The sequence below is a fragment of the Fastidiosipila sanguinis genome, from assembly GCF_002998295.1.
GTDB classification, from domain to species: Bacteria; Bacillota; Clostridia; order Saccharofermentanales; family Fastidiosipilaceae; genus Fastidiosipila; species Fastidiosipila sanguinis.
The window spans coordinates 1,011,864-1,035,738 of sequence record NZ_CP027226.1 but is presented as its reverse complement, the minus strand read 5'-3'; the positions used below and the strand labels follow the sequence as shown (position 1 = coordinate 1,035,738).

Below are 23,875 nucleotides of genomic sequence, written 5' to 3'. Positions count from 1 at the left end.
TTAGTGTAAAATATTAGCAAGGTGTCAACCTAAATTAAGAAACTATAGCCCCTGAAGGGGTATCCACAAGGAGGAAAATAATGGCTAAGAAACATTTTGAAAGAACCAAGCCACACGTAAACATTGGTACTTTAGGTCACGTTGACCATGGTAAAACAACAACAACAGCAGCTATTACTAAAGTTTTAGCACTTTTAGGTGATGCTGAGTATTCATCATACGATAATATCGATAAAGCTCCAGAAGAGAGAGAGCGTGGTATTACAATCAATACATCACACGTTGAGTATGAAACAGAAAATCGTCACTATGCACACGTTGACTGCCCAGGACACGCTGACTATGTTAAAAACATGATCACAGGTGCAGCACAAATGGACGGTGCTATCCTAGTTGTTTCAGCAGCTGATGGTGTTATGCCACAAACACGTGAGCACATCTTGCTAGCACGTCAGGTTGGTGTTCCTAAAGTTGTAGTTTACTTGAACAAAGTAGACCAAGTTGACGATCCAGAATTACTAGACTTAGTTGAAATGGAAGTTCGTGAACTATTAGATGAATATGAATTTGAAGGTGATGATTGCCCAGTTATTAAGGGTTCATCATTAGCAGTTCTAGAGAGCGAAAGCACAGATCCTGATGCTCCAGAATATGCTCCAATTAGAGAATTAATGGACGCTGTAGATGAATTCATTCCTACACCAGAAAGACCAACAGACAAACCATTCTTACTACCAGTAGAAGACGTATTCACAATCTCAGGTCGTGGTACTGTTGCTACAGGTCGTATCGAACGTGGTCAAATCAACGTTGGTGACCAAGCTGAAATAGTTGGTTTAGTAGAAAGCAGCCGTACAACAACAATTACAGGTCTAGAAATGTTCCGTAAATTGTTAGACTCAGCTGTTGCAGGTGATAACGTTGGTGCATTGCTACGTGGTGTTGAAAGATCAGACATCGAACGTGGTCAAGTTATTGCTAAACCAGGTACAATTACACCTCACTCAGAATTCAAAGGACAAATCTATGTTCTAACAGAATCAGAAGGTGGCCGTCACAAACCTTTCTTCTCAGGTTACCGTCCACAATTCTTCTTCAGAACAACAGACGTTACAGGTATCATGAATCTAGAAGAAGGCGTAGACATGGTTATGCCTGGTGATAACGTTGAGATCGAAGTTGAATTGATCAAACCAGTAGCTATGGAAAAAGGTATGCGTTTTGCTATCCGTGAAGGTGGTAGAACAGTTGGTGCTGGTACAGTTACAGAAATCGAACAATAATTTGATTTATTAGTTTAGATTATAAAGCCTCGGGTTTTAATCCGAGGCTTTTTTATTTTGTATTTCTTAAATCACTTAAGATAGTTGAAAGATTATTTTCATCTTTATTCTGCTTGCATATGTTAAAATTATGGTAATTCGTAAATGAAGAATTAGAGGTGAAAAGTATTTCAGAAATAGTAAAAAAGGATTCATTTATATCTTTAGCTAAGGAAGCATGGTTTGAGCAAGAAATAAAAAAATCAGTTTTTATAGCACATGCTAAGCCAGTGAAATCTGTTGAAGAGGCTGAAGCTTTTATTGCGGATGAATGGAACAAGTATAAAGATGCAACACATATTGTTTATGCTTGGTCTGTGGGTAAGGAATTAGGTAATATACAGCAAAGATTTAGTGATAATGGAGAGCCACAAGGAACTTCGGGGCCTCCAGTTTTTGATGTTTTGGATAAAAATAGTATTCACGACGCTATAATTACAGTTACTAGATATTATGGTGGAACATTATTAGGAACCGGTGGTTTAGTTAAAGCTTATGGATCCTCTGCTTCTGGAGTAGTAAAGAATGCAAGATTAGTACAATTAGTTCCTGGAATTGAACTAGTTGTTAATATGCCTTATTCTTTCAATGATACTTTTAATTATCGCTTAGATTTACTTTCTAATCAGGTGAATGTACTTGATAGACAATACACTAGCTCGGTTTTTGTTAAATGTATAGTTGATCTGAGCTTTTATAATGAGTTTATAGATTTAGTTAATGAAATTTCAAGCAGGACGGCTGAAATTGAAATAAGAGATAATACTTATCAAGCCAAGCCTATCGACTACTTGGAGGAGGAATAGATGCAAACAAATGATAAAAAGTTAGCAGTTTTAATAGATGCAGATAATGTGTCATATCATTATATAAGTGCAATGATGGATGAAATTGCTATTTATGGAATCCCAACAGTTAAGAGGATCTATGGGGATTGGACCAGGCAGAATATGAATGGATGGAAGAGTGTTATCTTAGATTATGCTATTTCTCCAGTTCAGCAATTTAATTATACTACGGGCAAAAACTCAACTGATTCAGCTCTTATAATTGATGCAATGGATATTTTGTATACTTATGATATTGATGGTTTCTGCTTAATTAGCAGTGATAGTGATTTTACTAAGCTAGCAATTCGCTTAAGAGAATCAGGAAAATTGGTTTTAGGTTTTGGCGAACAAAAAACTCCTAATGCATTTATTGCAGCTTGTAATAGATTTATTTTCTTGGAAATTTTAGATGACAATTATGTTGAGCCAGAAGAAAATAATAATACCAATGATGATCAATATAATAATAACAACAACAATAAACCTAATAAAGGTCTTAAGACCTTAGATAATAAAACTAAACGTATGATAGCGAATGTAATTGAAGCTATTGCTGATGATAGTGGTTGGGCGTTTTTGGCTGATGTAGGAAATGTAATTTCCAAGACAGAACCTTCTTTTGACTCGAGAAATTATGGATATTCTAAATTAAGTCATTTAATAGAAGATGTTCCAGAAATTGAAATTGATGAGAGAACAACCTCTAATCCTAATGTTAAGCATATTTATATTAAATATAATTCTTCAAAAAATAAGCGTAGACGCAATAATAAATAGATTATAAATATAATAATAAATAAGAAAATTTATATAATAAACAATTGATAAGAAATGAGATTATTAGATGAAAAGAAATCAAGAATTAATTAAAGAAGCTCAAAATAATGAGTTAAAAGAAGAGATCACAGATTTTGATCAGTATCCAGTAAGTAATAACAATCCTATAATAGATTGGATAATAAGAGTTTTTAAAGGTATGGCTATAGGAATTGGTGGGATTTTGCCAGGATTGTCTGGTGGAGTTTTATCAGTTGTCTTCGGTGTTTACAATAGTTTAATCGCATTTTTGGCACATCCATTCAAGAACTTCAAGAAAAACTTTAAATACTTTTTGCCTATAGGTATTGGTGGAGTCTTAGGTATATTTGTTTTTTCTAAGTTAGTGAGCACTGCATTGCAAACCTATGAAGCTTTTGCTATAAGCTTATTCTTAGGTTTTGTTGCAGGTACTTTGCCATCACTTTGGAAAAAAGCAGGTGCACATGGTAGAAGCAAAAACAATATAATTACTTTGATCTCGACAGCTATTATTTTTATAATTGTTATGATAACTGCAGATAAGTATCTTTCTTTAGCTTTGCCAAGTAATTTTGGAGTTTGGATATTTTCAGGGGTGTTGATAGGTTTAGGAGTTGTTGTACCAGGCTTAAGTCCTTCTAATTTCTTGTTGTATTTTAATCTTTACGAGAAGATGACAACAGGAATAAGCAAATTAGATTTTGGAATTATTATTCCACTAACAATAGGATTAGCACTTTCAGTTATTTTATTAGCTAAAGTAGTTGAAAATTTATTCAAAAAACATTTTGCTACTATGCATCATATTATTTTAGGGTTAGTACTAGGTTCAACTGTGGCAATATTCTTTACACATATTATTCCTGCCATTAATACAACAGCCGCAGCTAAACTAGGAATGAATTTATTTGTCTTTATCTTGATTACGATAGTTGCATTTGCAATAGGAACATTATCTTCTTATTTCTTTAGCATTTTTGAAGAAAAAGTTGATACAAGAAATGAGGAATAACATATATAATATTAACTAAGGGAACGTAAATTAATTCGGAGGAGAAAGAATGGAAAGAAGTTCAGGGATTTTGATGCACATTACTTCCTTACCTGGTGAGTTTGGGATAGGAACTTTAGGAGAAGAGGCCTATAAATTTGTTGATGAAATTAAAGCTGCAGGTTTGAAGTATTGGCAAGTTTTGCCTTTAACTCCAGTAGGTTATGGGAATTCACCATATAGTAGTACATCAGCTTTTGCTAACAATGTCTTGATGATAGATCCTCGTAAGTTAGAAGAGATGGGGCTTTTGACTGAGGCTGAAGTGGAAGTTGCAAAATATGATGGTGATTATCCTGAAACAAAGGCTGATTATGATTTCGCAGATAAAAATACTAGAAAATTTTTAGACTTAGCTTATGCAAGGTTAACTTCTGAGCAGCTAGAGAGCTTTACAAAGTTTAAAGAAGATAACGCAGTTTGGTTGGATAATTATGTTCTATATGAAGCCTTGCGTTTAAGCTTTGATAAAAAAATGTGGCAAGACTGGCCTGAAGCAGTTCGAGATAGAGATCCTGAATATTTAGATGCATTCATTAGTGAAGATAAAAACAAGGTTTTAATAGATAAGCTTGCTTTTGCTCAATGGATTTTTAGAGTGCAATGGGATGCCCTAAAGTCATATGCAAACGAAAATGGAATAGAAATTATTGGTGATATACCAATTTTCCCAGCTTTAGATAGTGCTGATGCATGGGCTAATCCTGAGCTATTCCAGTTAAATGAGTTAGGACATACTGTTTTCAAAGCTGGAGTACCACCTGACTATTTCTCTGAAGATGGGCAGTTGTGGGGGAACCCATTATTTGCATGGGAAAAACATGCAGAGCAAGATTATGCTTGGTGGGTCTCTCGAGTAAGAAACACAATGGTTCTTTTTGACATAGTTCGTATAGATCACTTTAGAGGTTTCTCAGCATATTGGGCTGTTCCAGGGGAGGATGACACTGCTCGTGATGGTGAGTGGATTAAAGGCCCTGGCATGGATTTATTCGAAGTATTACACAGAGAGATTGATGATTTGAAAGTTATTGCTGAAGATCTAGGAGAAATTGATGAGGAGTCAGCCCAGTTGCTAGAAGACAGTGGCTACCCAGGTATGGAGATTCTAATGTTCTCATTAGATCCGGATGGAGAGACTTTGCCTGAAGATTTTAAACAACATAAACTAGTTTATACAGGAACACACGATAATAACACTGTGTTAGGTTGGCTAGATGAACTAGAGGACAAAGAAAGAGAATTTGCATTTGAGTATTGTGATATAGATCCAAATTCTGATTGGGAAACTAAGGGCCCTGAGAATCCAGCAGCAAGAGGATTCATAGAAGCTTGTTGGAAAACTAAATGTGACGTGGTAATTATTCCAACACAAGATTTCCTGGGGATGGGAACCGAGCGAAGAATGAATATGCCAAGTACGCTAAACGATGTTAACTGGACATTTAGAGCAACAGAGGCAGAGTTAGCTGAGTTGGATATTGATTGGATTAAAAACTTGAATAAAGAATATAACCGTTAAGAAGTATTATTTTCTAAATAATAATTAAGACCTAACGACGGAGAGAGTGAAGAGAAAATGCTTCTCAGATATTGAGTCTGAGTAGCATTTTTCTTTAAATTAATAAATGAATAATGAAGATGCAAAAATCTTCTTTAAAATTATAGTCACTGAGAAAATAAATAGAGAAAAGAAATTATATTATAAAAGAGTGTAATTTATGCAAAAAGATTTTAAAAGAAGTTCAGGAACTTTGTTACATATTAGTTCTTTGCCGGGACCATTTGGGATTGGAACTTTAGGGAAGTCAGCCTATGATTTTGTGGACAAGTTAGCAGGTGCTGGAATGAGTTATTGGCAAATTTTGCCACTTACTCCAATTAATGATGCAATTTCTCCATATAGTAGTATATCTGCTTTCGCAAGTAATGTTCTTTTCATAGCCCCTGAGATTCTAGTCGAGATGGGATATTTAGCTGAGAAGGAATTACAAGATTTTTACTATAATGAGCAAGATTCAATCAAGACAAATTATCAGTTCGCTTTTGCAAATGCTGATAAGTATTTAAGCTTGGCTTTTTCTAGATTAGATGACAGAGGAGAGTCAGAGTTAAGAGAGTTTATACAAGCAGAGAAAGAGTGGCTACTAGATTATGCCTATTTTATTGTATTGCATGAATTTTATGATAAAGCCTGGTATGAATGGCCTGAACCCGCTAAGTTTAGAGATGAAGAATTTTTAGAAGATTTTTTCTCACAAGAGGATATGCAAGAAAAAGTTTTGGAGATTTGTTTTAGACAGTGGTTATTCTTTAAACAATGGTTTAGTTTAAAAAATTATGCAAATTCTAAAGGGGTTAAACTTTTTGGCGATATGCCTATATATCTTTCATATGACAGTGTAGATCTTTGGACAAGACCTAGAGAGTTTATGCTAGACGCTGAATTTAAACCTTTAATGGTATCCGGTTTTCCGGCTTTTACTGAGGATGGAGAAGGACAAATCTGGAATAATCCACTTTATAATTGGGCAGAGATGTCGAAGAATAATTATGAGTGGTGGATAAATAGAATTTCTCATTCTATGAGGATTTTAGATACAATGAGGATTGACCATTTTCGTGCTTTTGCTCATTTCTTTGCTATACCAAATGATTCGAATACAACGAAGACCGGCGTTTGGCTTGAAGGACCAGGTTTAGGTTTTTTTGAAGAAGTACAAAAAAGAGTTGCTAATTTAGAAATAATTGCAGAAGATTTAGGTGGAGAATCGGACCCACTAGTCAGAGAAATTTTGAAATACAATAATTTCCCGGGTATGATGGTAATGATTAATGAGTTTATGTGGGGCAAAGGTGCAGAAAATCTTCCGTACACTTACAAGGATAACAAGATAGCTTATACATCAACTCATGATAGCTATACGATTATTGGCTGGTTAAATGAGAAAGAAAATAAGCATAATAGAGATTTTGCTTTGGATTATTGCGATGCGAAATTTAAAGATACGAAGAAAGATAATGAAAAAAAACTTGCAGTTGCAAAATCTTTCATCAAAACATGCTGGAATACAAAGGCAATAATAACTATGGTGCCGGTACAGGATTTACTTGCTTTAGACAATTCTAGAGCCATGAATAAGCCTGGAACTGTCAATGATTTTAACTGGACCTTTAGAATAACCAAGAATGAGCTAGATCAAATAGATACACAATGGATATATGATCTTAATGAGACTTACCAAAGGATAGTAAAAAATGAACTGGAAAAATGATATTTGGATACAAAGAAATAATTTTGAGAATATTAATGAAACTAATGAGAGCTCAGTTGCTTTAAGCGATAATCTTGGACAAAATGTTCTAGAGGATAAAACAAAGCATGAGCAAGATTTGTTAGCGAATTTAGTTTTGAATAGAAATTTTGACAAATATGATTTGTACCTGATAGACAAAAATAATTTCCTAGATATTTTACATGATCCATTTCTTATGCAAGGTATGGACAAGGCTGCTGAGATAGCTTATGAAGCTTGCGTAAATCAAAGAAGAGTTTTCATACATGGTGACTATGATGCAGATGGACTAACTAGTAGTTCGATTCTATATAAGTTTTTTACTAGACTTGGTTTAAGCAAAGACAATATAAAAATTTTCATACCTAATAGATTAGAAGATGGATATGGGTTAAGTCCCAAAACTTTGCCAGAAGTTTATAATTTTGATGCTGAATTGTTGGTAACTGTAGACTGTGGTATTAAGTCAGTCTCAGAGTTTGCAGAGTTAAAACAAGCTGGAATACAATGTTTGCTTACTGATCACCACTTACCAGATGAAATTATACCTGAGACTGACGCTGTAATAGATCCTCATATTTTAGGTGATAACTACCCTATGAGAGACCTAGCAGGTGCAGGTGTTGCATATAAGTTATGTCAAGCAATCGTTCAAAAATACAATCTAGATGAATCACTTTTGGATGATCTTGCTGCTTTGGCCATGATAGGAACTGTAGCTGATGTTATGCCTTTGCGTAATGAAAATAGACATATTGTCAATCTTGGCCTTCAGGAGATTGCTAATGGCAGCTTAGTTGCTGTGCGAGAAATGGCTAAAGAGATGAAGCTAAATCCTGAGAAATTGACAGCGGAGAATTTTGCTTTTTCAATTTGTCCTAGAATTAATGCAGCAGGTAGAATGGGACAGAATGATGTAGCTCTAGACCTTCTATTATGTGAAGATTTAGCTGAGTCAAGAATTTTAATCAACAATCTTGAAGCTATCAATAATGAGAGGAAAAATCTGCAAAATTCAACAGTAAAGGAAATTGATGCTTACTTAGAGCAACATCCAGAACTGTTAAATGAACCATTGATCCTTCTAAAAGGTGAAAATTGGCACACAGGAATATTAGGTATAATTTCCGCGCGCATTCAAGAAAATTGGCAAAAATCAACAATAATACTAGGCCTAGATAATAGTGAAATTTCTGAAAATAATTCGAGAGTTTTCAAAGGTTCAGGAAGAAGTTATGCAGAGTTTGATTTGCATAGAGTAATGTCAAAAGTTGATGATTATCTCTATAAGTTTGGTGGACACAAGAAGGCATGTGGCCTCAGTGTAGAAGAAGATAAATGGGATGAGTTTTATAAGCATGCTATGCAAGCAGCTAGGGAAGAATTGAAACAGACTCAAAGTGACGATAATCTAGCAAATGCAAATAAGATTATTTATGATCTTGAAATTAGCCCAGATGCAGTTAATCTGGTTGAGGCTATGAGTTTAGAGGCATTAGAACCTTTAGGAGAGCAAAATTCTAAACCTGTATTTTTGCTAAATAACCTTAGAGTTAATAGCATTAGAACGATTGGTAAGGGCAAGCATCTAAAACTTGATTTTATTAATAATGATCAATTGCTTACCGGAATAGCATTTAATAAGGGGGACTTAATAAATGTAATAAAAGCAGGTGATGAAGTATCGTTATTAGCTAATCTGGAAATTAATAGATGGAAAGACAATGTAGAAGTTCAATTAAATATTAGTGATTTGGCTTTTGCAGAAGAGGCCAAGTATATGATTTGGGAAAATATAAAAAATATTGATGACAATGAGAAAGATATAATTGAAACTGATGATATTATAGCTTTTTGGAATATTTTAACTAAGTTAAATCCTAAAGGATCTTCGCTAATATCGCTGAAGAGGATACAGAATTTCACCAGGATTGATAAAGATAAATACTTAAGCCTAGATAATCTGAAATCTATTATGGAAATATTCGCAGAAATGGGATTGCTTAGGGTTGATGCTGAGTTGAGTGAGGATAGCTTTTATTTATCAATACAAAATTCAACGCAACGTGCTAAAATAAGTGATACTAACATAGCAAAAAATCTTATTAAGAAGGGAGTCTTGGTGATTTAATGAGCAAAGAAGCTGAAAATAAAGATAATATAAAAAATACTAGCTCTGAAGAAACAGCTAAAATGAAGAACTATGCCCAGTTGAATCGTGAGGAATTTAAGTCTGAATTAAAAGAAGCTATAGCAAAAGTTCCTTTCTCATATGGACCAGAATGGCCATATTTCCCTTCTTTAGAAGTATTATTATCTAAAGACGATAAACCAGAAGAGAGGACAGAGTATCAGCGACAAATAGATGAGGTAATAGGTATCGCCAAACAACTACTAAGAACTTATGCCTCTTATATAGATGATCCAGAAAATTATGATTTCTCAAGGCTTATTTATGCAGTAGAATTTGCGTTTAAGGCTCATTTGAAACAAAAACGTGCTTCAGGTGATCCATATATTATCCATCCACTTGAAGTCGCAATGAACTTGACTGAGCTAGAAGTTGATGAGGATACTATAATAGCTGCATGTTTACACGATACTGTTGAAGATACTGAAGTTACCTTGCAAGATATTACCGAAAACTTCGGTGAAACTGTTAGTAGCCTAGTTGATGGTGTAACTAAATTAGAGAAATTCACATATAGTTCAAAAGAAGATTTACAAGCAGAGAATTTCCGTAAAATGTTCTTAGCTATGGCTCAAGATATTAGGGTAGTTCTAATAAAACTAGCAGATAGAATGCATAATATGCGTACTATGGAGTATATGCCTGCTCGTAAACAAGAGAGAATTTCTAGAGAAACTATGGATATTTATGCTCCATTAGCAGGGCGCCTTGGTATCTATAGGTGGAAGATGGAGTTAGAGGATTTATCATTCAAATACTTAGATCCGACCGCTTACTTTGAATTAGCAGGAGCTATCAAACAAAAACAAAGCGAACGTAATAATTATTTACAAGTAGTTATAGAAGATATTCTCAAGAAGCTAAGCGCAGCAGGAATTAATTGTTCTATTGATGGTAGAACAAAGCATCTATATTCAATATATAGAAAGATGAAAACCAAAAATAAGCATCTTAATGAGATATATGATCTTTTCGCTTGTAGAGTTATTGTAAGTACAGTAACTGATTGTTACTCTGTTTTTGGGATTGTTCATGACATGTTTAGACCTATGCCAGGTAGATTCAAAGACTATATAGCAACACCTAAAGCTAATGGATACCAATCATTACACACTACAGTTGTAGGTCCTAATGGTTTCCCATTTGAAATTCAAATACGTACTGAAGAAATGCATGAATTAGCTGAATACGGTGTCGCAGCACACTGGCGTTACAAGGCTAAACAAGGTGGTGCTAAATTAAGTAAAAAAGCTAGTAAAGAAGATGAGAAGTTAAGCTGGCTAAGACAATTATTAGACTGGCAAAAAGATATGAAAAACTCTACCGATTACATGGAAGAGTTAAGGGAAGGTTTGATTGAGGAAGAGGTCTATGTATTCACCCCTAATGGTGATGTTGTAGCTTTGCCACAAGGATCTTGCCCTATAGATTTTGCCTACATGATTCACTCAGGAGTTGGAAATCACATGTATGGTGCGAGAGTTAATGACCAAATGACTCCTATAGACTACAAGCTCCAAAATGGTGATATAGTTGAAATCTTAACTAGTGAAAGAATCAAGGGTCCAAGTTTAGACTGGCTAAAAATAGTCAAGAGTAATTCTGCTAGAAATAAAATTAATTATTGGTTTAAACAAGAGCGCAAGGCAGAGAGTATTGAGCGTGGTCGTGATGAAGTTGAGAAGGAAATTCGTAAAAATGGTTTCGTTAGCTTACAACTTCTAAGAACAGAGTATTTAGAACCACTATTACGTCGTTATGGATTTAATAGTGTTGATGATATGTACGCAGCTATTGGCCAGAACAGTAAGAATGGTGTAAGCGCTAAAAAAATTGTTCCTAAGCTACGTGATGAATATATTAAAAATCTAAGCGAAGAGAAGCGTCAAGAGCTAGGTTATAGAATTGGTGACAACGGTCAGGTAATATATAGCCCAGTTGATCCTATTTTACAAAAAGCAAAAGATAATGCCGAAAAAGGTATTGGTGATAGAGTTGCTGTAGAGAGCAGCAAGCCTAATAAATACGGTATTATTGTTGAAGGTATTGATAATGTATTGATGAGTCTAGCTAATTGCTGTAACCCTGTTCCTGGTGACGATATAGTTGGTTATATAACTAGAGGAAAAGGTGTTACAGTCCATAGAGTAGATTGTAATAATATGAAGAATCTCGTAGCAATTAAGAGGGATAAATATGAAGGTGAACCTGATAAAAAGATGCTAGAAGAAGCGGGTAGATTGATTAAAGTTTACTGGGATAAAGCTGCATCGAAAGGGGTTTTCCAAGTTCCTATCCTTATTAAAGCTAGAGATAGATCTTCATTACTTGTTGATGTTTCGAATGCTATTTCTGATGAGAAAGTTGCTATAATTTCTGGACAGATGAATGCAGTCAAAGATATGACTGCAAATCTACATTTAATAATAGAAGTTAACTCACAAGAACAATATGACAGATTAATAGGAAGAATTAAAGCTATTCGTGACGTTGTTGATGTTCGTCGTGATGATCTGTAATGTTTACCTTTTTGAGCAAATAGGCTTTATTAATAGCTTTCGAGCTTTTTTCTTAAAAATTTCTTGAGAAAAAATGTAATAATTCGTGAAAAAAGTAATAGAAAAGAAACTATATATTGTATAAATGAACTTGCGTCACCCACAATATATGGTGTATGATTGTTTGTGCGTTGAAAAGCAAGAAATTTTATAAGGAGAATTTTTAATGGCAAGTTCAAAGACATTAACTGATTTAATTCAGAGATATTACACCAAAGAATTAGATAAGAATCCTGATAAAACAGTCTATGATTTATTCGAATGGGATAAACGAGATGTTGTATTAAAAGACTATATGACCGGAGAAATTTTGACAGAAATGCATGACGTAGAATTCCCAGCAGGTTATTCTCAAAATGCAGTTGATATTGTTGTTTCAAAATATTTCCGTAAAGCGGGTGTTCCAGAGACAGGACACGAAACTTCATTTAGACAACTAGTTCACAGAATGACTGATTTTTGGGTTGCAGCTTTAGTAGATGAGAAGATGGTAACCGAAGAAGAGTCTAAAATTCTTTACGATGAAATAGCACACGGTATTCTTTCTCAAAAGTTTGCTCCAAACTCACCACAATGGTTTAATACAGGACTTAAACGTACTCATGGTATAGCTGGTGGTAAGAGCGGTTTGTTCTACTATGATCTTGAAGAAGGAAAAGTAAAAGTTTCAGAAGATGACTACACAAGAACTCAAGCTTCTGCATGCTTTATTTTATCAATCAATGACTCATTATTAGGTCCACACTCAATTACAGAAGCATACGTAACTGAGACACGTCTATTCAAAGGTGGTTCTGGTACAGGAAGTAACTTCTCAAATATCAGAGGTAAGAATGAAGGACTATCAGGTGGTGGTGTGTCCTCAGGTTTAATGAGCTTCTTACGTGGTTTAGATAGAAATGCTGGTGCAATCAAATCTGGTGGTACTACAAGACGTGCTGCTAAGATGGTATGTTTAGATGTTGATCACCCAGATATAGAAGAATTTATTAACTGGAAGAGTGAAGAAGAAGATAAAGCTCTGGCACTTATTAAGATGGGTTATGATAGCTCCATGGATGGTGAAGCATACTCAACAGTTTCAGGACAGAACTCTAATAACTCAGTTCGTTTTAGCAATGAATTTATGGAGAAAGTTGCTAATCTAGAAGAAGATCCAGAAGCGACAATTACTCTAAAGGGTAGAGTAGATGATTCTGTAAACAAAGAAGTAAAAGTAGCTGATCTTTGGGAACAATTTAACTACTCAGCTTGGCGTTGTGCTGACCCAGCTCCTCAATTTGATGACACATTTAACGAATGGCATACTTGTCCAGCAGGTTCAGATGGTGAATTAGGTGCAAAGCATAACCGTATTAATGGTACAAACCCTTGTGGAGAGTACGCATTCTTGGATGATACAAGTTGTAACTTAGCTTCAATCAACGTTTTCAGATTCTATGATCTTGAGAGTAAGAAATTTGATATTCAAGGATTTAAACACATAGTATCAATAGTTCAATTAGTGCTAGAAGCTTCAATTCACTGGGGTCAATTCCCAACAGAAGCAATTGCATTGAGAACTCATCAATTCCGTACTACAGGTTTAGGTATGGCTAACTTGGCATCATTGTTGATGGTAATGGGCTTGCCTTATGATTCAATTGAATCTCGTATGTTTTCAGCAGCTTTAATGGCAATCTTAACAGGTCAAAGCTATGCAACATCAGCTTTAGAAGCAGAGAGAGTAGGCTCATTTGAACCATATGAATTGAACAAAGAGCATATGCTACGTGTTATTAGAAACCATGCTAGAGCAGCAGGTGCTAGAACTGATAAACTAGAAGGTTTAAGCTACGAGCCATTAATGATTAACCATAAGATTCTAGAAAGCCTTGGTTTGACAGAGCTATCAAAGACAGTTAAAGATGTTTGGAAGCAAGCTGAAGACTTTGGTAACAAATATGGATATAGAAATGCTCAAGTTTCAGTTATTGCTCCAACCGGAACAATTTCCTTCGCCATGGACTGTGGTGCTACAAGTATTGAACCATTCTTTAGCCACATTAGCTATAAGAAACTTATTGGTGGTGGTTTCATGGTTATTACAAACCCAGTTATTGCTGCAGCATTAGAAAACTTGGGATACTCAGAAGAAGAGGTCAATGATATTGTTGAGTATATCGAACGTAAAGATGAAAACGGCATGATCATTGACGGTAAGATTGAAGGTGCTCCACACTTGAAAGAAGAGCATTTATCAGTATTTGATACAGCTAACGTTGCAGGTTCTGGTAAGAGATTCATTGCTCCTCGTGGACACGTATTAATGGTTGCAGCACTAACACCATTTGTATCAGGAGCGATTTCTAAGACAGTTAACTTGCCAAATATTGCAACAGTTGACGATTTCAAAGAAGTACACTTGCTATCTTGGAAGACTGGTGTCAAAGGTATTACACTTTACCGAGATGGATGTAAAAATTCACAACCATTGAACAATACTTATAACCCAGGAACAGTCGATCAAAAGTTAGAGGATTTAAGTTACGCTGAATTATTGAAATTTGCTCACGATGCCCAAGATAAATTAACAGGTAATATGCCAGTGCAAAACAAACGCACTAAACTCTTGGGTATAAGATCAGGACATACACATCCAGCTTCTATTGATGGAGTTAAAATATATGCAACTGTAAATCGTGATGAGTCTGGTAATATTTCAGAGATTTACATCACTACAGATAGAGAAGGTACTACAATAATGGGATTATTAAACTCATTAAGTAAGACAATCTCAATCATGCTACAGTATCATATCCCAGCTGAGAGAATATCTAAGCTTCTCAGAGGCCAGAAATATGAACCATATGGATTTGTACAACGTCACCCATACATTAAGTCAGTAAGCTCTGTATCAGACTTTATTAGTAAAGTAATTGACATCGAGTTGGGAGATTATACTAGAGTACAAGTCAAACCTGATGGTTATGATGGTCCAGATAGCAAATGGGTTCCAAATCAATTAACAGAAAGAATTGAAAACCAAAAAGCGATCTATAATGATTTAGAAGATGATGAAGAGCTGCCAAGCTTTGATATTGCGGCTGCTACTCAAGCTGCAGTAGCTTTCGATGAATTTACAGATGAAACAGAAGAGTATGACGATGATTTCGTTCATAGTTATGCTGAAGATTTAATCGAAGAAGGCGAAAGATTATATGACGGATCTACCTGCTCAACCTGCTCTAGTACAAGATTAGTACAGAATGGTACATGTAAAGTATGCTTAGACTGTGGTACCACTACAGGATGTAGTTAATGATAGATAATAGTCATTAAGCTATAAAATTTAAAACATAAGAAAACCTCGCTACTGCTAATTGATATGATACCTCCAAAGTAGACAGTCTAATTAATTAAATTAGGCTAATCTATTTGGAGGTACTTTTTATGGGAAGGAAACCTAAGTTTAGTGCAGAAGTAAAGATAAAGGCATGCTTGGAATATGAAGATGGCTATGAATCTTTTGAAAGTATTGCTAAGAAATTACATGCGGATAAAGAAACAGTGCGTACCTGGTATTTAAAATACAAACAACGTGGAGAAACTGTATTTAATACGTCGAATCGAAATAAGACATACCCCAAAGAATTCAAGAATATGGTAATAAGTGAGTATACTAATGGAGAATGCTCATATTCTGAATTAGAAGCGAAGTATAACATAAGTCAATCAGTAATAAGAGGATGGGTGAACAAATGGTATAGTGGAATAGAAATAACGGACTATGATCCCAAAGGAGACATCTATACCATGGAATCGAGAATTACCACTTATGAAGAAAGATTAGAAATAGTTAAGTGGGTAATAGAAAATAACTTAAGCTATAAAGAAGCAGCAGATAAATATGCACTACCCTATGCCAACGTGTATAAGTGGACAAAATCATATCAAAGAAATGGAGAAGAAGCCCTAAGATACAAAAAGCGTGGAAGGAAATCCAAGTCTGAAATTGATTTTGATAACCTAAGTGAAATAGAAAAACTCAAAATAGAGCTAGAAAAAGAAAGGTCCTTGCGCAAAAGAAAAGAACTTGAACTAGAAGTTCTTAAAAAAAAAGAAGAATTGGAAAGGAAACTACAATCACGAAAGTAAGGCAATTAGCAGACTATCAAACCATAGATTACTTCAAAGATCTTGGATATTCAATAAGCAAGTTATGCGAAATATTAGGAATATCAAGGAGTAGTTACTACAAAAATAGACATAGAGTCAAAGCAGAAAAAGAAATACAAGATGAACTCCTATGCAATCTCATAAAAGAATACCACTCAACATTTGATGGTATTCTAGGATACCGTAGAATGACAATTTTCATAAACAGACTTAATCAAAAATCCTACTCATCAGGCTACATACATAGGCTAATGAAGCTAATGGGTATATCTGCAAGAATACGCAGAAAGAAAATAAACAGAAAAAGTATAAAACCAGAATACACCAAAGAAAATATACTAGCCAGAGACTTTAAAGCAGACCTACCAAATCAAAAATGGTTAACAGATGTAACAGAATTTTCAATAGCAGGCGAATCTAAAAAACTCTATTTAAGTCCAATAATGGATTTATACGATAAAAGCATAATAGAATATGAAATATCATTTAGAAACAACAATCAACTAGTATTTAGCATGTTTGATAGGGCCATCAAGAAACACCCTACAGCTAAACCAATATTTCATAGTGACAGAGGATTTCAATACACTGGACGTATATTTAAATCTAAACTAGAGAATGCTGGAATGATACAAAGTATGTCTAGAGTAGGTAAATGCATTGATAATGGTCCAATGGAAGCATTTTTTGGAACGTTAAAATCCGAAATGTTCTATGATAAGAAATTTAACTCATTAGAAGAATTAAAGACAAGCATAGAAAAATATATCAAATTTTACAACGAAAAAAGATATCAAAAAAATTTAGAATGCATGACACCAATTGAGTATAGATATCATGCATCCTAATGCAAAACTTTTAATTAAATTGGTTGTCTACTTGACAAGGGTCAGTTCAAATTTGAGTGGCGAGGTTTTTAATTGCTTATTGCTTTAATTAAACTGAGTAAAATTTATTCTATTTATTCTAATCAATAGGTTCTAGAACAAATTTACCAATAAGCTGTTCTGAATCTGTAATATTCAAGAAGGCTCCAGGATGATTATGAGCAATATGTTCTCTAATCAATCTAACATCTTTCTTTGAAATAACCATGTAGAGAAGGTATCTTTTTTCGCCTGTATATTGACCTTTAGCTTCTATGACAGTAACTCCATGACCAGTAATTTCCATTAGCTCATCTGCCAAAGGCTCAGGGTTCTGGGTTACTATGAAGGCCGTTCTTCTCTGATAACGAGTTTGACCGAGATTTATCATAGCGGTATAAATAACTTGGAAGACTATTGAGTAAAGAGCCATTTTGAATTCAAATAAGCTTCCATAAACAACATATATTAAGATGTTGTAGACAAGCACATAATTCCAAATTGATTTATTGGTCTTATGCGAAATTATCATAGCTAAGAAATCTGTACCACCTGTACATGCATTTGAATTTAGGACTAGGCTCGCCCCGAATCCATAGATAATACCCCCAAACGTAACATTTAGGAAAATGTCATCAGTTAGATGGTACATAGGTATAAGGTCAACCAATAAACTTGAGGAAACAATAAACATTATTGAGTAAAGTACAAACCTTTTTCCTAAGTAGAAGAACGCAAAAATAGCGGGCAATGAGTTAAGAGTAATATTAAGTGCGGCATAAGAGATATTAATTCCAAAATATTTAAGAAAAATCTTTTGTACTAATAAACTTGTACCAACAAAGCCACCAGGAATAATTCCTGCAGCATTCATGAACACATTAATAGTTATCGCATGAATTATACTACCCAATAAAACAGAAAAAATCCTAGTTGTAGATTTTTTCAAAGAACTTGTACTTGACATTTATTTCCTCCAAAAAGCATTCAATAAATATCATTATATATCAAAAAATACTTAGCATAAAAAGAAAACAGTCTGAGTTGATATTATTTTTATCAACTCAGACTATTATTTTTATTTTAGAAATTCATTTCTAATAAATTATTTAGATATAGTGCTTAGCTAGCTGGTTTAAGTACTAAGGCTCCTGCTTTAGGTATAGTGAGCTTGCTAGCATCTTGAGTAGGTAGATTACCTTCTGCATCTCCAAGGCGTGCTACAAGCTTATAATCAGCGAAGCTTGTTGATGCTAGGTCAAGTTCAATTGTATCGGAACTGGAGAAGTTCATCATAACTAATGCAGTATGTTCTTTACCATCAGTATCTGTCCAAGTTTTTTGAATTGCGCAAATTTCTTTATTATTTATACCTTCAGCTTTAGTAGTAATACCACGACTAATTTCAGGGAAGGCACTATTAATTCGGATAGCTTTCTTGTAATAATTTAATAGTGAATTAGGATCAGCCTCTTGCTCTTTTACTGATGAGAAAGGATAGCCGTAAGCGTTTTCATCTAATTGAGCCCCCTTGGTTTGATATTTATCATTATCTCCCCAATAGAAGTATGCTCTTTTGTTTTCGTCGCGACCAGAACCACGCATACCAATTTCTTCACCGTAATAAACGAAACTATTACCAGTAGTAAAAATGTTTGCAGCAGCTGCAATTCTTAGTTTGTTTGGATCTCCAGATAAGAAACCACTTAATCTACCTGTATCGTGATTACTCATAAATGGAGCATTAATGGCTTTAGGATTAACTTCAAGAATCTTTTGGTTAACTGTTTCTAAATTAGCAGCGTAACTTTGACCATCAGATTTATTAATTGAACTGACTGTAATTCCACCTTGGTCACCGAAAGCGAAGTCAAAGAATGAATCAATTCCACTCTCGTAATACTGTTTATACATAGAGAAATTACTCCAAGCTTCACCTACTATATATACGTCATCCTTTATAGATCTAGCTGTAGAGTTTATCCAGCTCAATATTTCAATGTTATGTGGGTTATTGCCAGAATCAAATTCTTTAACAGCATCTAATCTGAAACCATCAACACCTTTTTCTTTGAGCCAGAACTCCATTATATCCTTAAATTCTGCCCTTAGATCTTCATTATCAAGATTTAGGTCAGGCATTTCTGACCAGAATTTACCCTCGTAATAATAGCCGGTATCTCCGACAGGATACCAATAGTCAGCTCTCTTTTCTTTGCTGAAGAAGTAATAGTCTATGTACTTGTTATCAAGATCACCTTTTTCTAAAGCTGATACAGCCTCTTGGAACCAAGGATGTTCACTGGATGAGTGATTCATGACCAAATCTAAAATGACCTTGATGCCACGTGATTTAGCAGCTTTCATGAATTCGTCAAAATCTTCCATGCTACCATACTGAGGATCGATTGCTTTATAATCCTTTACGTCATACTTGTGATAGGTAGGTGAAGGGTTGATAGGCATTAACCAGATAGCATTAGCACCTAAATCTGTCATAGTTTCATCTTTGCCATCATTTATATAGTCTAGTTTATCTGTTAAACCTTTGAAATCTCCAATCCCATCACCATTACTATCAGCAAATGAATATACGAAAACTTCATAATAAGTATCATATTTATCATCAATACTAACAGGCTTCATTTCTAAGTATTCTTTGAAATCTGCTTTGACTTCTTTATTTAAGTCATTATTACTGTTACATGCTGTACTAGAAAATAATAGGGTTAAGCCAAGTAATAAACTTAAAGTTTTACGAAAATTAAATTTTGTTTTTTGCATTTATGTTTACCTTTCTTATAAAAATAACGGGGACCCTTTTTATGAGCCCCCGTTGTAAAAGTATTAATCTTTTAACCTTTGACTGCACCGGCAAGACTCTGGTTATAGAATCTTTGCATATAGATTGTTAATCCACCAATTGGAATTGTAACTAGTACTGCACCAGCCAAGAATGAGCCGTACCAGCTATTAATATTTTCTTTTTGCAACATGTTGAATAATCCAACTGAGACAGTCCAATAATTTGCATTTGCACCGGCTATAACTCTTGCACCGATGAAGTCTAACCAAGGACCTAAGAATGATGTCAATACTTGATAAACAATCATTGGTTTAGCAACCGGAATTATAATGCGTGTAAATATTTGCCATTGAGTAGCACCATCTATAGTTGCAGCTTCATCGAGGTCGTAAGGTATGGAATCCATATAACCTTTTAATAACAGGAAGCCTGTTCCTGAACCAGCAGAATACATGAGTATTAATGCTAAATAGATAAAGTTGCCTTCTAATAGACCAGAAGCTTTAAGGATTTGATAAATAGCAACAATTGCCATAAATCCTGGGAAAAGTCCTAAGATCATTGAGAAGCGAATTATACCTTGACGTGCTTTGAATCTGCGTCTGCTCATTACGTAGGAAACAGCAACTACAAAGGTAGTGCTTATAATACATGAAAAAACAGAAATCAATAATGTGTTAAAGAACAATCTTGGGAAATTGATTACAGCTGTTCTATCAGGGGTAAATAGAGATTTGTAGTTGGCAAATGTCCATTCTTCCGGGAATAGAGTAGGCATATAGTTACCTATAAAATGTCCACTGCCACCAGGATTACCTCTAAATGAGTTTAGGAATAACCACACTAAAGGGAAGAGCCAAATTATAGCTAGAATTGCCAAAATTACATGAACTAGAGTATCAATTGCAATTTGTTTTCCTGGAGCTTTGTTCTTCTTATATTCAAATGTTTCAATATTCGTCTTTTTCATAATTATTTACCTCCTTCACGCTTGCTTGCAGAGGTGAAGCGGTATAAGGTCAAAGCAACTACGGATAGTACGATAAATGTGAAAATACCGATAACTGATCCGATGTTATAGAATTGATTATCAACAGTTAGTTTGTATAACCATGTTACTAGTAGGTCTGTATATCCTGCTGTTGAACCAAATCTTGCTGGACCACCACCTGTTAATAAGTAGATAACGTTAAAGTTATTTACGTTTCCTGTAAATTGTGTGATCAAGAAAGGTCCCATTATTTGTAAGATATATGGAAGAGTGATGTGTCTGAATGTTTGAGCTTCACTAGCACCATCAATTCTAGCTGCCTCTCTAAATTCTTCTGGGAAGTTTTGAAGAATACCTGTAACTTGTAGAATTGTGTATGGAATACCAACCCAGAGGTTGATAACGATAACCATTATTTTAGCAAGTGTAGGGTCTGTCCAGAATGGGATAGGATCCTTAATAACATTTTGAGCGATTAAGAAGAGGTTAATAGGACCATTAGCTGCAAGCATTTGTCTGATTACTAGTAATGAAACAAATTGTGGAACTGCAATAGTAGCAGCGAAGCTTACTCGCCACACACTCTTAAGTCTTGTACGCTTTCTATTAATCATCATTGCTAGCAAGAGACCAAAGATAAAGTTTAATGCAGTAGCAAAGACTGCCCAAATAATAGTCCAGCCAACTACAGGCCAGAAAGTTTTTCCTATAGCGTTATTAAGCTGTAAAACTCTAGAGAAGTTATCAAAACCTGTCCAGTCAAATAAGACTAAACTATTAGTTTCTCTACTATAACTAGTAAAAGCCATTGAAATCATAAAGATTAGTGGCAAGACTGAGAAGGTGAGAGTTCCTAGAACTGGTAATGATAATAGTAAACCTTGAATTCTATGATTGAATAAGGATTTTACATCTGAAGAAAATGATGCAGGCTCGAAACCTTCATTTTTTATAAATTCAGCTTTGTAAGAACTACGTACTGATGATCTCCAAATAAAAATAAAGGCTACAGTTATACAAATTGTAATAACACCCCATAACAAAATAAGAACAGAGTTATGACCTGCCTGATATTCGTATATTGCTTTTTCTGGATTCCAAACTTCTTGTTGCTCTAACCATCCCAAGGATCCGAATAATGATAAATTTTCGAGACCACTTGTGATCATAAAATAAATATATAGAGCTTGTGTTAGCAACCATAAGAAGCCTTTTATAACTTGGCCATAAATTAAATTACCAAATCCCATAATTAAAAATGAGATTTTGCTAGCCCAGTTACCTTTGAGAAGAGCATTTCTAACTGTCCAAGGTACATTTTCAGTTTGATTATTTAACCTATAGGCACGAGCAATGTCTTCTTTTTCACGCTTCTGTTCGTGAGATAATGTTCTGCGCATCTATATGCCTCCTAACTATAGAGATTGCAAAGATTTATAAAAAAGATGCCTGCAATAAGCAGGCATCTGCTAGACCTTAGCTTATTAACTTAATTCTATATTCTAAAATTAATCTAGTACAGATGAGTTAATTTGTTTGTTAAATTCATCTACATATTTTTCAACGTTATCGTGTTTGATTTCGCCACTAGCTAATTGTGTACCAAAGTTAGCTGCTGGATCCCACCATTGACTCATACCTGCAACGAATGGTTGTAAGAATGATGTATTTAACATTGTATTCATCTCTGCTACAGCAACTTCACTTGCTTGAATTGTAGGATCTTCTAACAAATCTTTGTGAGCTGGAATAACGTTTCTAGCTTCGAAGTGAGCTTTTTGTGCTTCTGGACGAGCTAACCATTGTGCAAATTCCATCGCCAAAGCTTGGTCTTTTGAGTTAGGGTTTACACCAACTGCTTTTGTACCAGCAAATGAGATTAATTGTTTATCTTGTCCATTGATCTTAGCTGTAGGTAATTGAGCTGCACCCATGTTATCGCCAAGTTTTTCTTTTACGTTATTTGCATCCCATGAACCTGAGAAGAAGGCGTCAATATCTTTACCTAAACCACCAATACCGAAACCATTTTGGTCAGTAACGAAGAAATTCTTGTTTGCTACTAAGTCTACTAGGTAATGAGCTACTTCATAACCTTTTTCACCACCAAAGTCGATACCAGCTTCGTTATCTGTACTATCACCAAACATTGTTCCACCATTAGCTAGGAAGAATGCTTGGATATACCATGAGTTTTGTAGAGGGAATTCAACTCTACCTTTTTCTAGCATTGTATCTAAGCTCTTAACATCTTCTTCTGAGAAGACTGATTTATCGTAGTACATGAACCATGTGTTTGATGTGAATGGGAAAGCGTAAACAGCGTCATCAACTGTAACTGAGCTTACGTAGTTATCACCATTAGTTGTTTTAACGTATTCTTCAAAGTTACCACCTAAACGTGCTAAAGCTTGACCTTCAACTAATTCACGTGTTTGGTCGTTTGCGAATAGGTATACGTCAGCTGCTGCAGAAACATCTTTTAGAACTTCTGTTTTTGCATCTGGTTCTGCAACTGTACCAAATTCAAATTTAACATCGTAACCTTTTTCTTTGTTGAATTCTTCTGCTTGTTTCTTCAACCAGTTACCACTTGCTTCTGCTTGATCTTCTGCTGGACCCCAAACTAATAATTTCTTTCCTGCAGTACCTTCTGTTTTTCCTTCAGAGGTTGCTGGTTTGTCTGTGCTACCACCGTTAGTGCCAGGCTTAGTATTACATGCAACAAGTCCTAGTGATAGAACTAAAGCTAGTGCGCTTGCAGTAATTTTCTTTAGATTATTCATTTTTCTTTTTTCCTCCGTTCTCCTGATAAATTGCTAAAAAATAATAGTGCAGTAAGGTCTTCAATCTGCATTTTTTAAGCAAAATATCACTAAATGAATTATTGTAATTATTATACATTAGAAAGTAGAAATAGCTATAGTAATTTTGTTTAAATAGCTATTTTTTACAAATTAATCGTAATCGTTTGTACATAATATACAAAAACATTCGTGGAAATTGTA

The 23,875-nt window shown here is 34.7% G+C and carries 16 protein-coding genes; 11 read left to right on the top strand and 5 right to left on the bottom strand.

What is annotated here, in order from left to right:
* Positions 1–80 precede the first annotated feature (80 nt).
* The 11 genes from tuf to C5Q98_RS04460 all read left to right on the top strand — a co-directional run bounded on the left by tuf (position 81) and on the right by C5Q98_RS04460 (position 17,052).
* Positions 81–1,283 (top strand): elongation factor Tu, encoded by a 1,203-nt coding sequence (gene tuf / locus C5Q98_RS04510; RefSeq protein ID WP_106012479.1) that lies wholly within the window; start codon positions 81–83, stop codon positions 1,281–1,283.
* Between the two features lie 158 nt (positions 1,284–1,441).
* Positions 1,442–2,128 (top strand): IMPACT family protein, encoded by a 687-nt coding sequence (locus C5Q98_RS04505; RefSeq protein WP_106012478.1) that lies wholly within the window; start codon positions 1,442–1,444, stop codon positions 2,126–2,128.
* Positions 2,129–2,929 (top strand): NYN domain-containing protein, encoded by an 801-nt coding sequence (locus tag C5Q98_RS04500; RefSeq protein ID WP_106012477.1) that lies wholly within the window; start codon positions 2,129–2,131, stop codon positions 2,927–2,929.
* A 67-nt stretch (positions 2,930–2,996) separates the two neighbouring features.
* Positions 2,997–3,962: a DUF368 domain-containing protein gene (locus tag C5Q98_RS04495; RefSeq protein ID WP_106012476.1), complete on the top strand. Its 966-nt coding sequence runs from the start codon at positions 2,997–2,999 to the stop codon at positions 3,960–3,962.
* Between the two features lie 49 nt (positions 3,963–4,011).
* Positions 4,012–5,523, top strand: coding sequence for a 4-alpha-glucanotransferase (gene malQ, locus C5Q98_RS04490; RefSeq protein WP_106012475.1), 1,512 nt, complete (start codon positions 4,012–4,014; stop codon positions 5,521–5,523).
* Positions 5,524–5,722: 199 nt separating this feature from the next.
* The gene (gene malQ / locus C5Q98_RS04485; RefSeq protein ID WP_106012474.1) at positions 5,723–7,276 is read left to right on the top strand and encodes a 4-alpha-glucanotransferase; all 1,554 of its coding nucleotides are present in this window, start codon (positions 5,723–5,725) and stop codon (positions 7,274–7,276) included.
* Complete coding sequence (gene recJ, locus C5Q98_RS04480) at positions 7,260–9,428, top strand: single-stranded-DNA-specific exonuclease RecJ (protein WP_106012473.1); 2,169 nt, start codon at positions 7,260–7,262, stop codon at positions 9,426–9,428. Before malQ (C5Q98_RS04485) ends, recJ begins: the two co-directional genes overlap by 17 nt.
* Positions 9,428–12,007, top strand: a complete 2,580-nt coding sequence (locus C5Q98_RS04475) for a RelA/SpoT family protein (protein ID WP_242967345.1) — start codon at positions 9,428–9,430, stop codon at positions 12,005–12,007. The genes recJ and C5Q98_RS04475 overlap by 1 nt, the downstream gene beginning before the upstream one ends.
* A gap of 205 nt (positions 12,008–12,212) precedes the next feature.
* Positions 12,213–15,347, top strand: coding sequence for a vitamin B12-dependent ribonucleotide reductase (locus C5Q98_RS04470; RefSeq protein ID WP_106012472.1), 3,135 nt, complete (start codon positions 12,213–12,215; stop codon positions 15,345–15,347).
* A 131-nt stretch (positions 15,348–15,478) separates the two neighbouring features.
* Entirely contained in the window at positions 15,479–16,183 is a 705-nt protein-coding gene (locus C5Q98_RS04465) for a helix-turn-helix domain-containing protein (protein ID WP_106011707.1), read from the top strand.
* The gene (locus tag C5Q98_RS04460) at positions 16,153–17,052 is read left to right on the top strand and encodes an IS3 family transposase (RefSeq protein WP_106011706.1); all 900 of its coding nucleotides are present in this window, start codon (positions 16,153–16,155) and stop codon (positions 17,050–17,052) included. The genes C5Q98_RS04465 and C5Q98_RS04460 overlap by 31 nt, the downstream gene beginning before the upstream one ends.
* Before the next feature lie 118 nt (positions 17,053–17,170).
* Here C5Q98_RS04460 and C5Q98_RS04455 read toward each other — a convergent pair whose 3' ends face one another.
* From C5Q98_RS04455 to C5Q98_RS04435, 5 genes are all read right to left on the bottom strand, one after another.
* The gene (locus C5Q98_RS04455) at positions 17,171–18,037 is read right to left on the bottom strand and encodes a YitT family protein (RefSeq protein WP_106012471.1); all 867 of its coding nucleotides are present in this window, start codon (positions 18,035–18,037) and stop codon (positions 17,171–17,173) included.
* 155 nt (positions 18,038–18,192) lie between these two features.
* Complete coding sequence (locus C5Q98_RS04450) at positions 18,193–19,854, bottom strand: alpha-amylase family glycosyl hydrolase (RefSeq protein ID WP_106012470.1); 1,662 nt, start codon at positions 19,852–19,854, stop codon at positions 18,193–18,195.
* Positions 19,855–19,925: 71 nt separating this feature from the next.
* Positions 19,926–20,846, bottom strand: coding sequence for a sugar ABC transporter permease (locus C5Q98_RS04445; RefSeq protein WP_106012469.1), 921 nt, complete (start codon positions 20,844–20,846; stop codon positions 19,926–19,928).
* 2 nt (positions 20,847–20,848) lie between these two features.
* The gene (locus C5Q98_RS04440; RefSeq protein ID WP_106012468.1) at positions 20,849–22,267 is read right to left on the bottom strand and encodes a carbohydrate ABC transporter permease; all 1,419 of its coding nucleotides are present in this window, start codon (positions 22,265–22,267) and stop codon (positions 20,849–20,851) included.
* A gap of 108 nt (positions 22,268–22,375) precedes the next feature.
* Positions 22,376–23,653 (bottom strand): extracellular solute-binding protein, encoded by a 1,278-nt coding sequence (locus tag C5Q98_RS04435; RefSeq protein ID WP_106012467.1) that lies wholly within the window; start codon positions 23,651–23,653, stop codon positions 22,376–22,378.
* Positions 23,654–23,875: the final 222 nt, after the last annotated feature.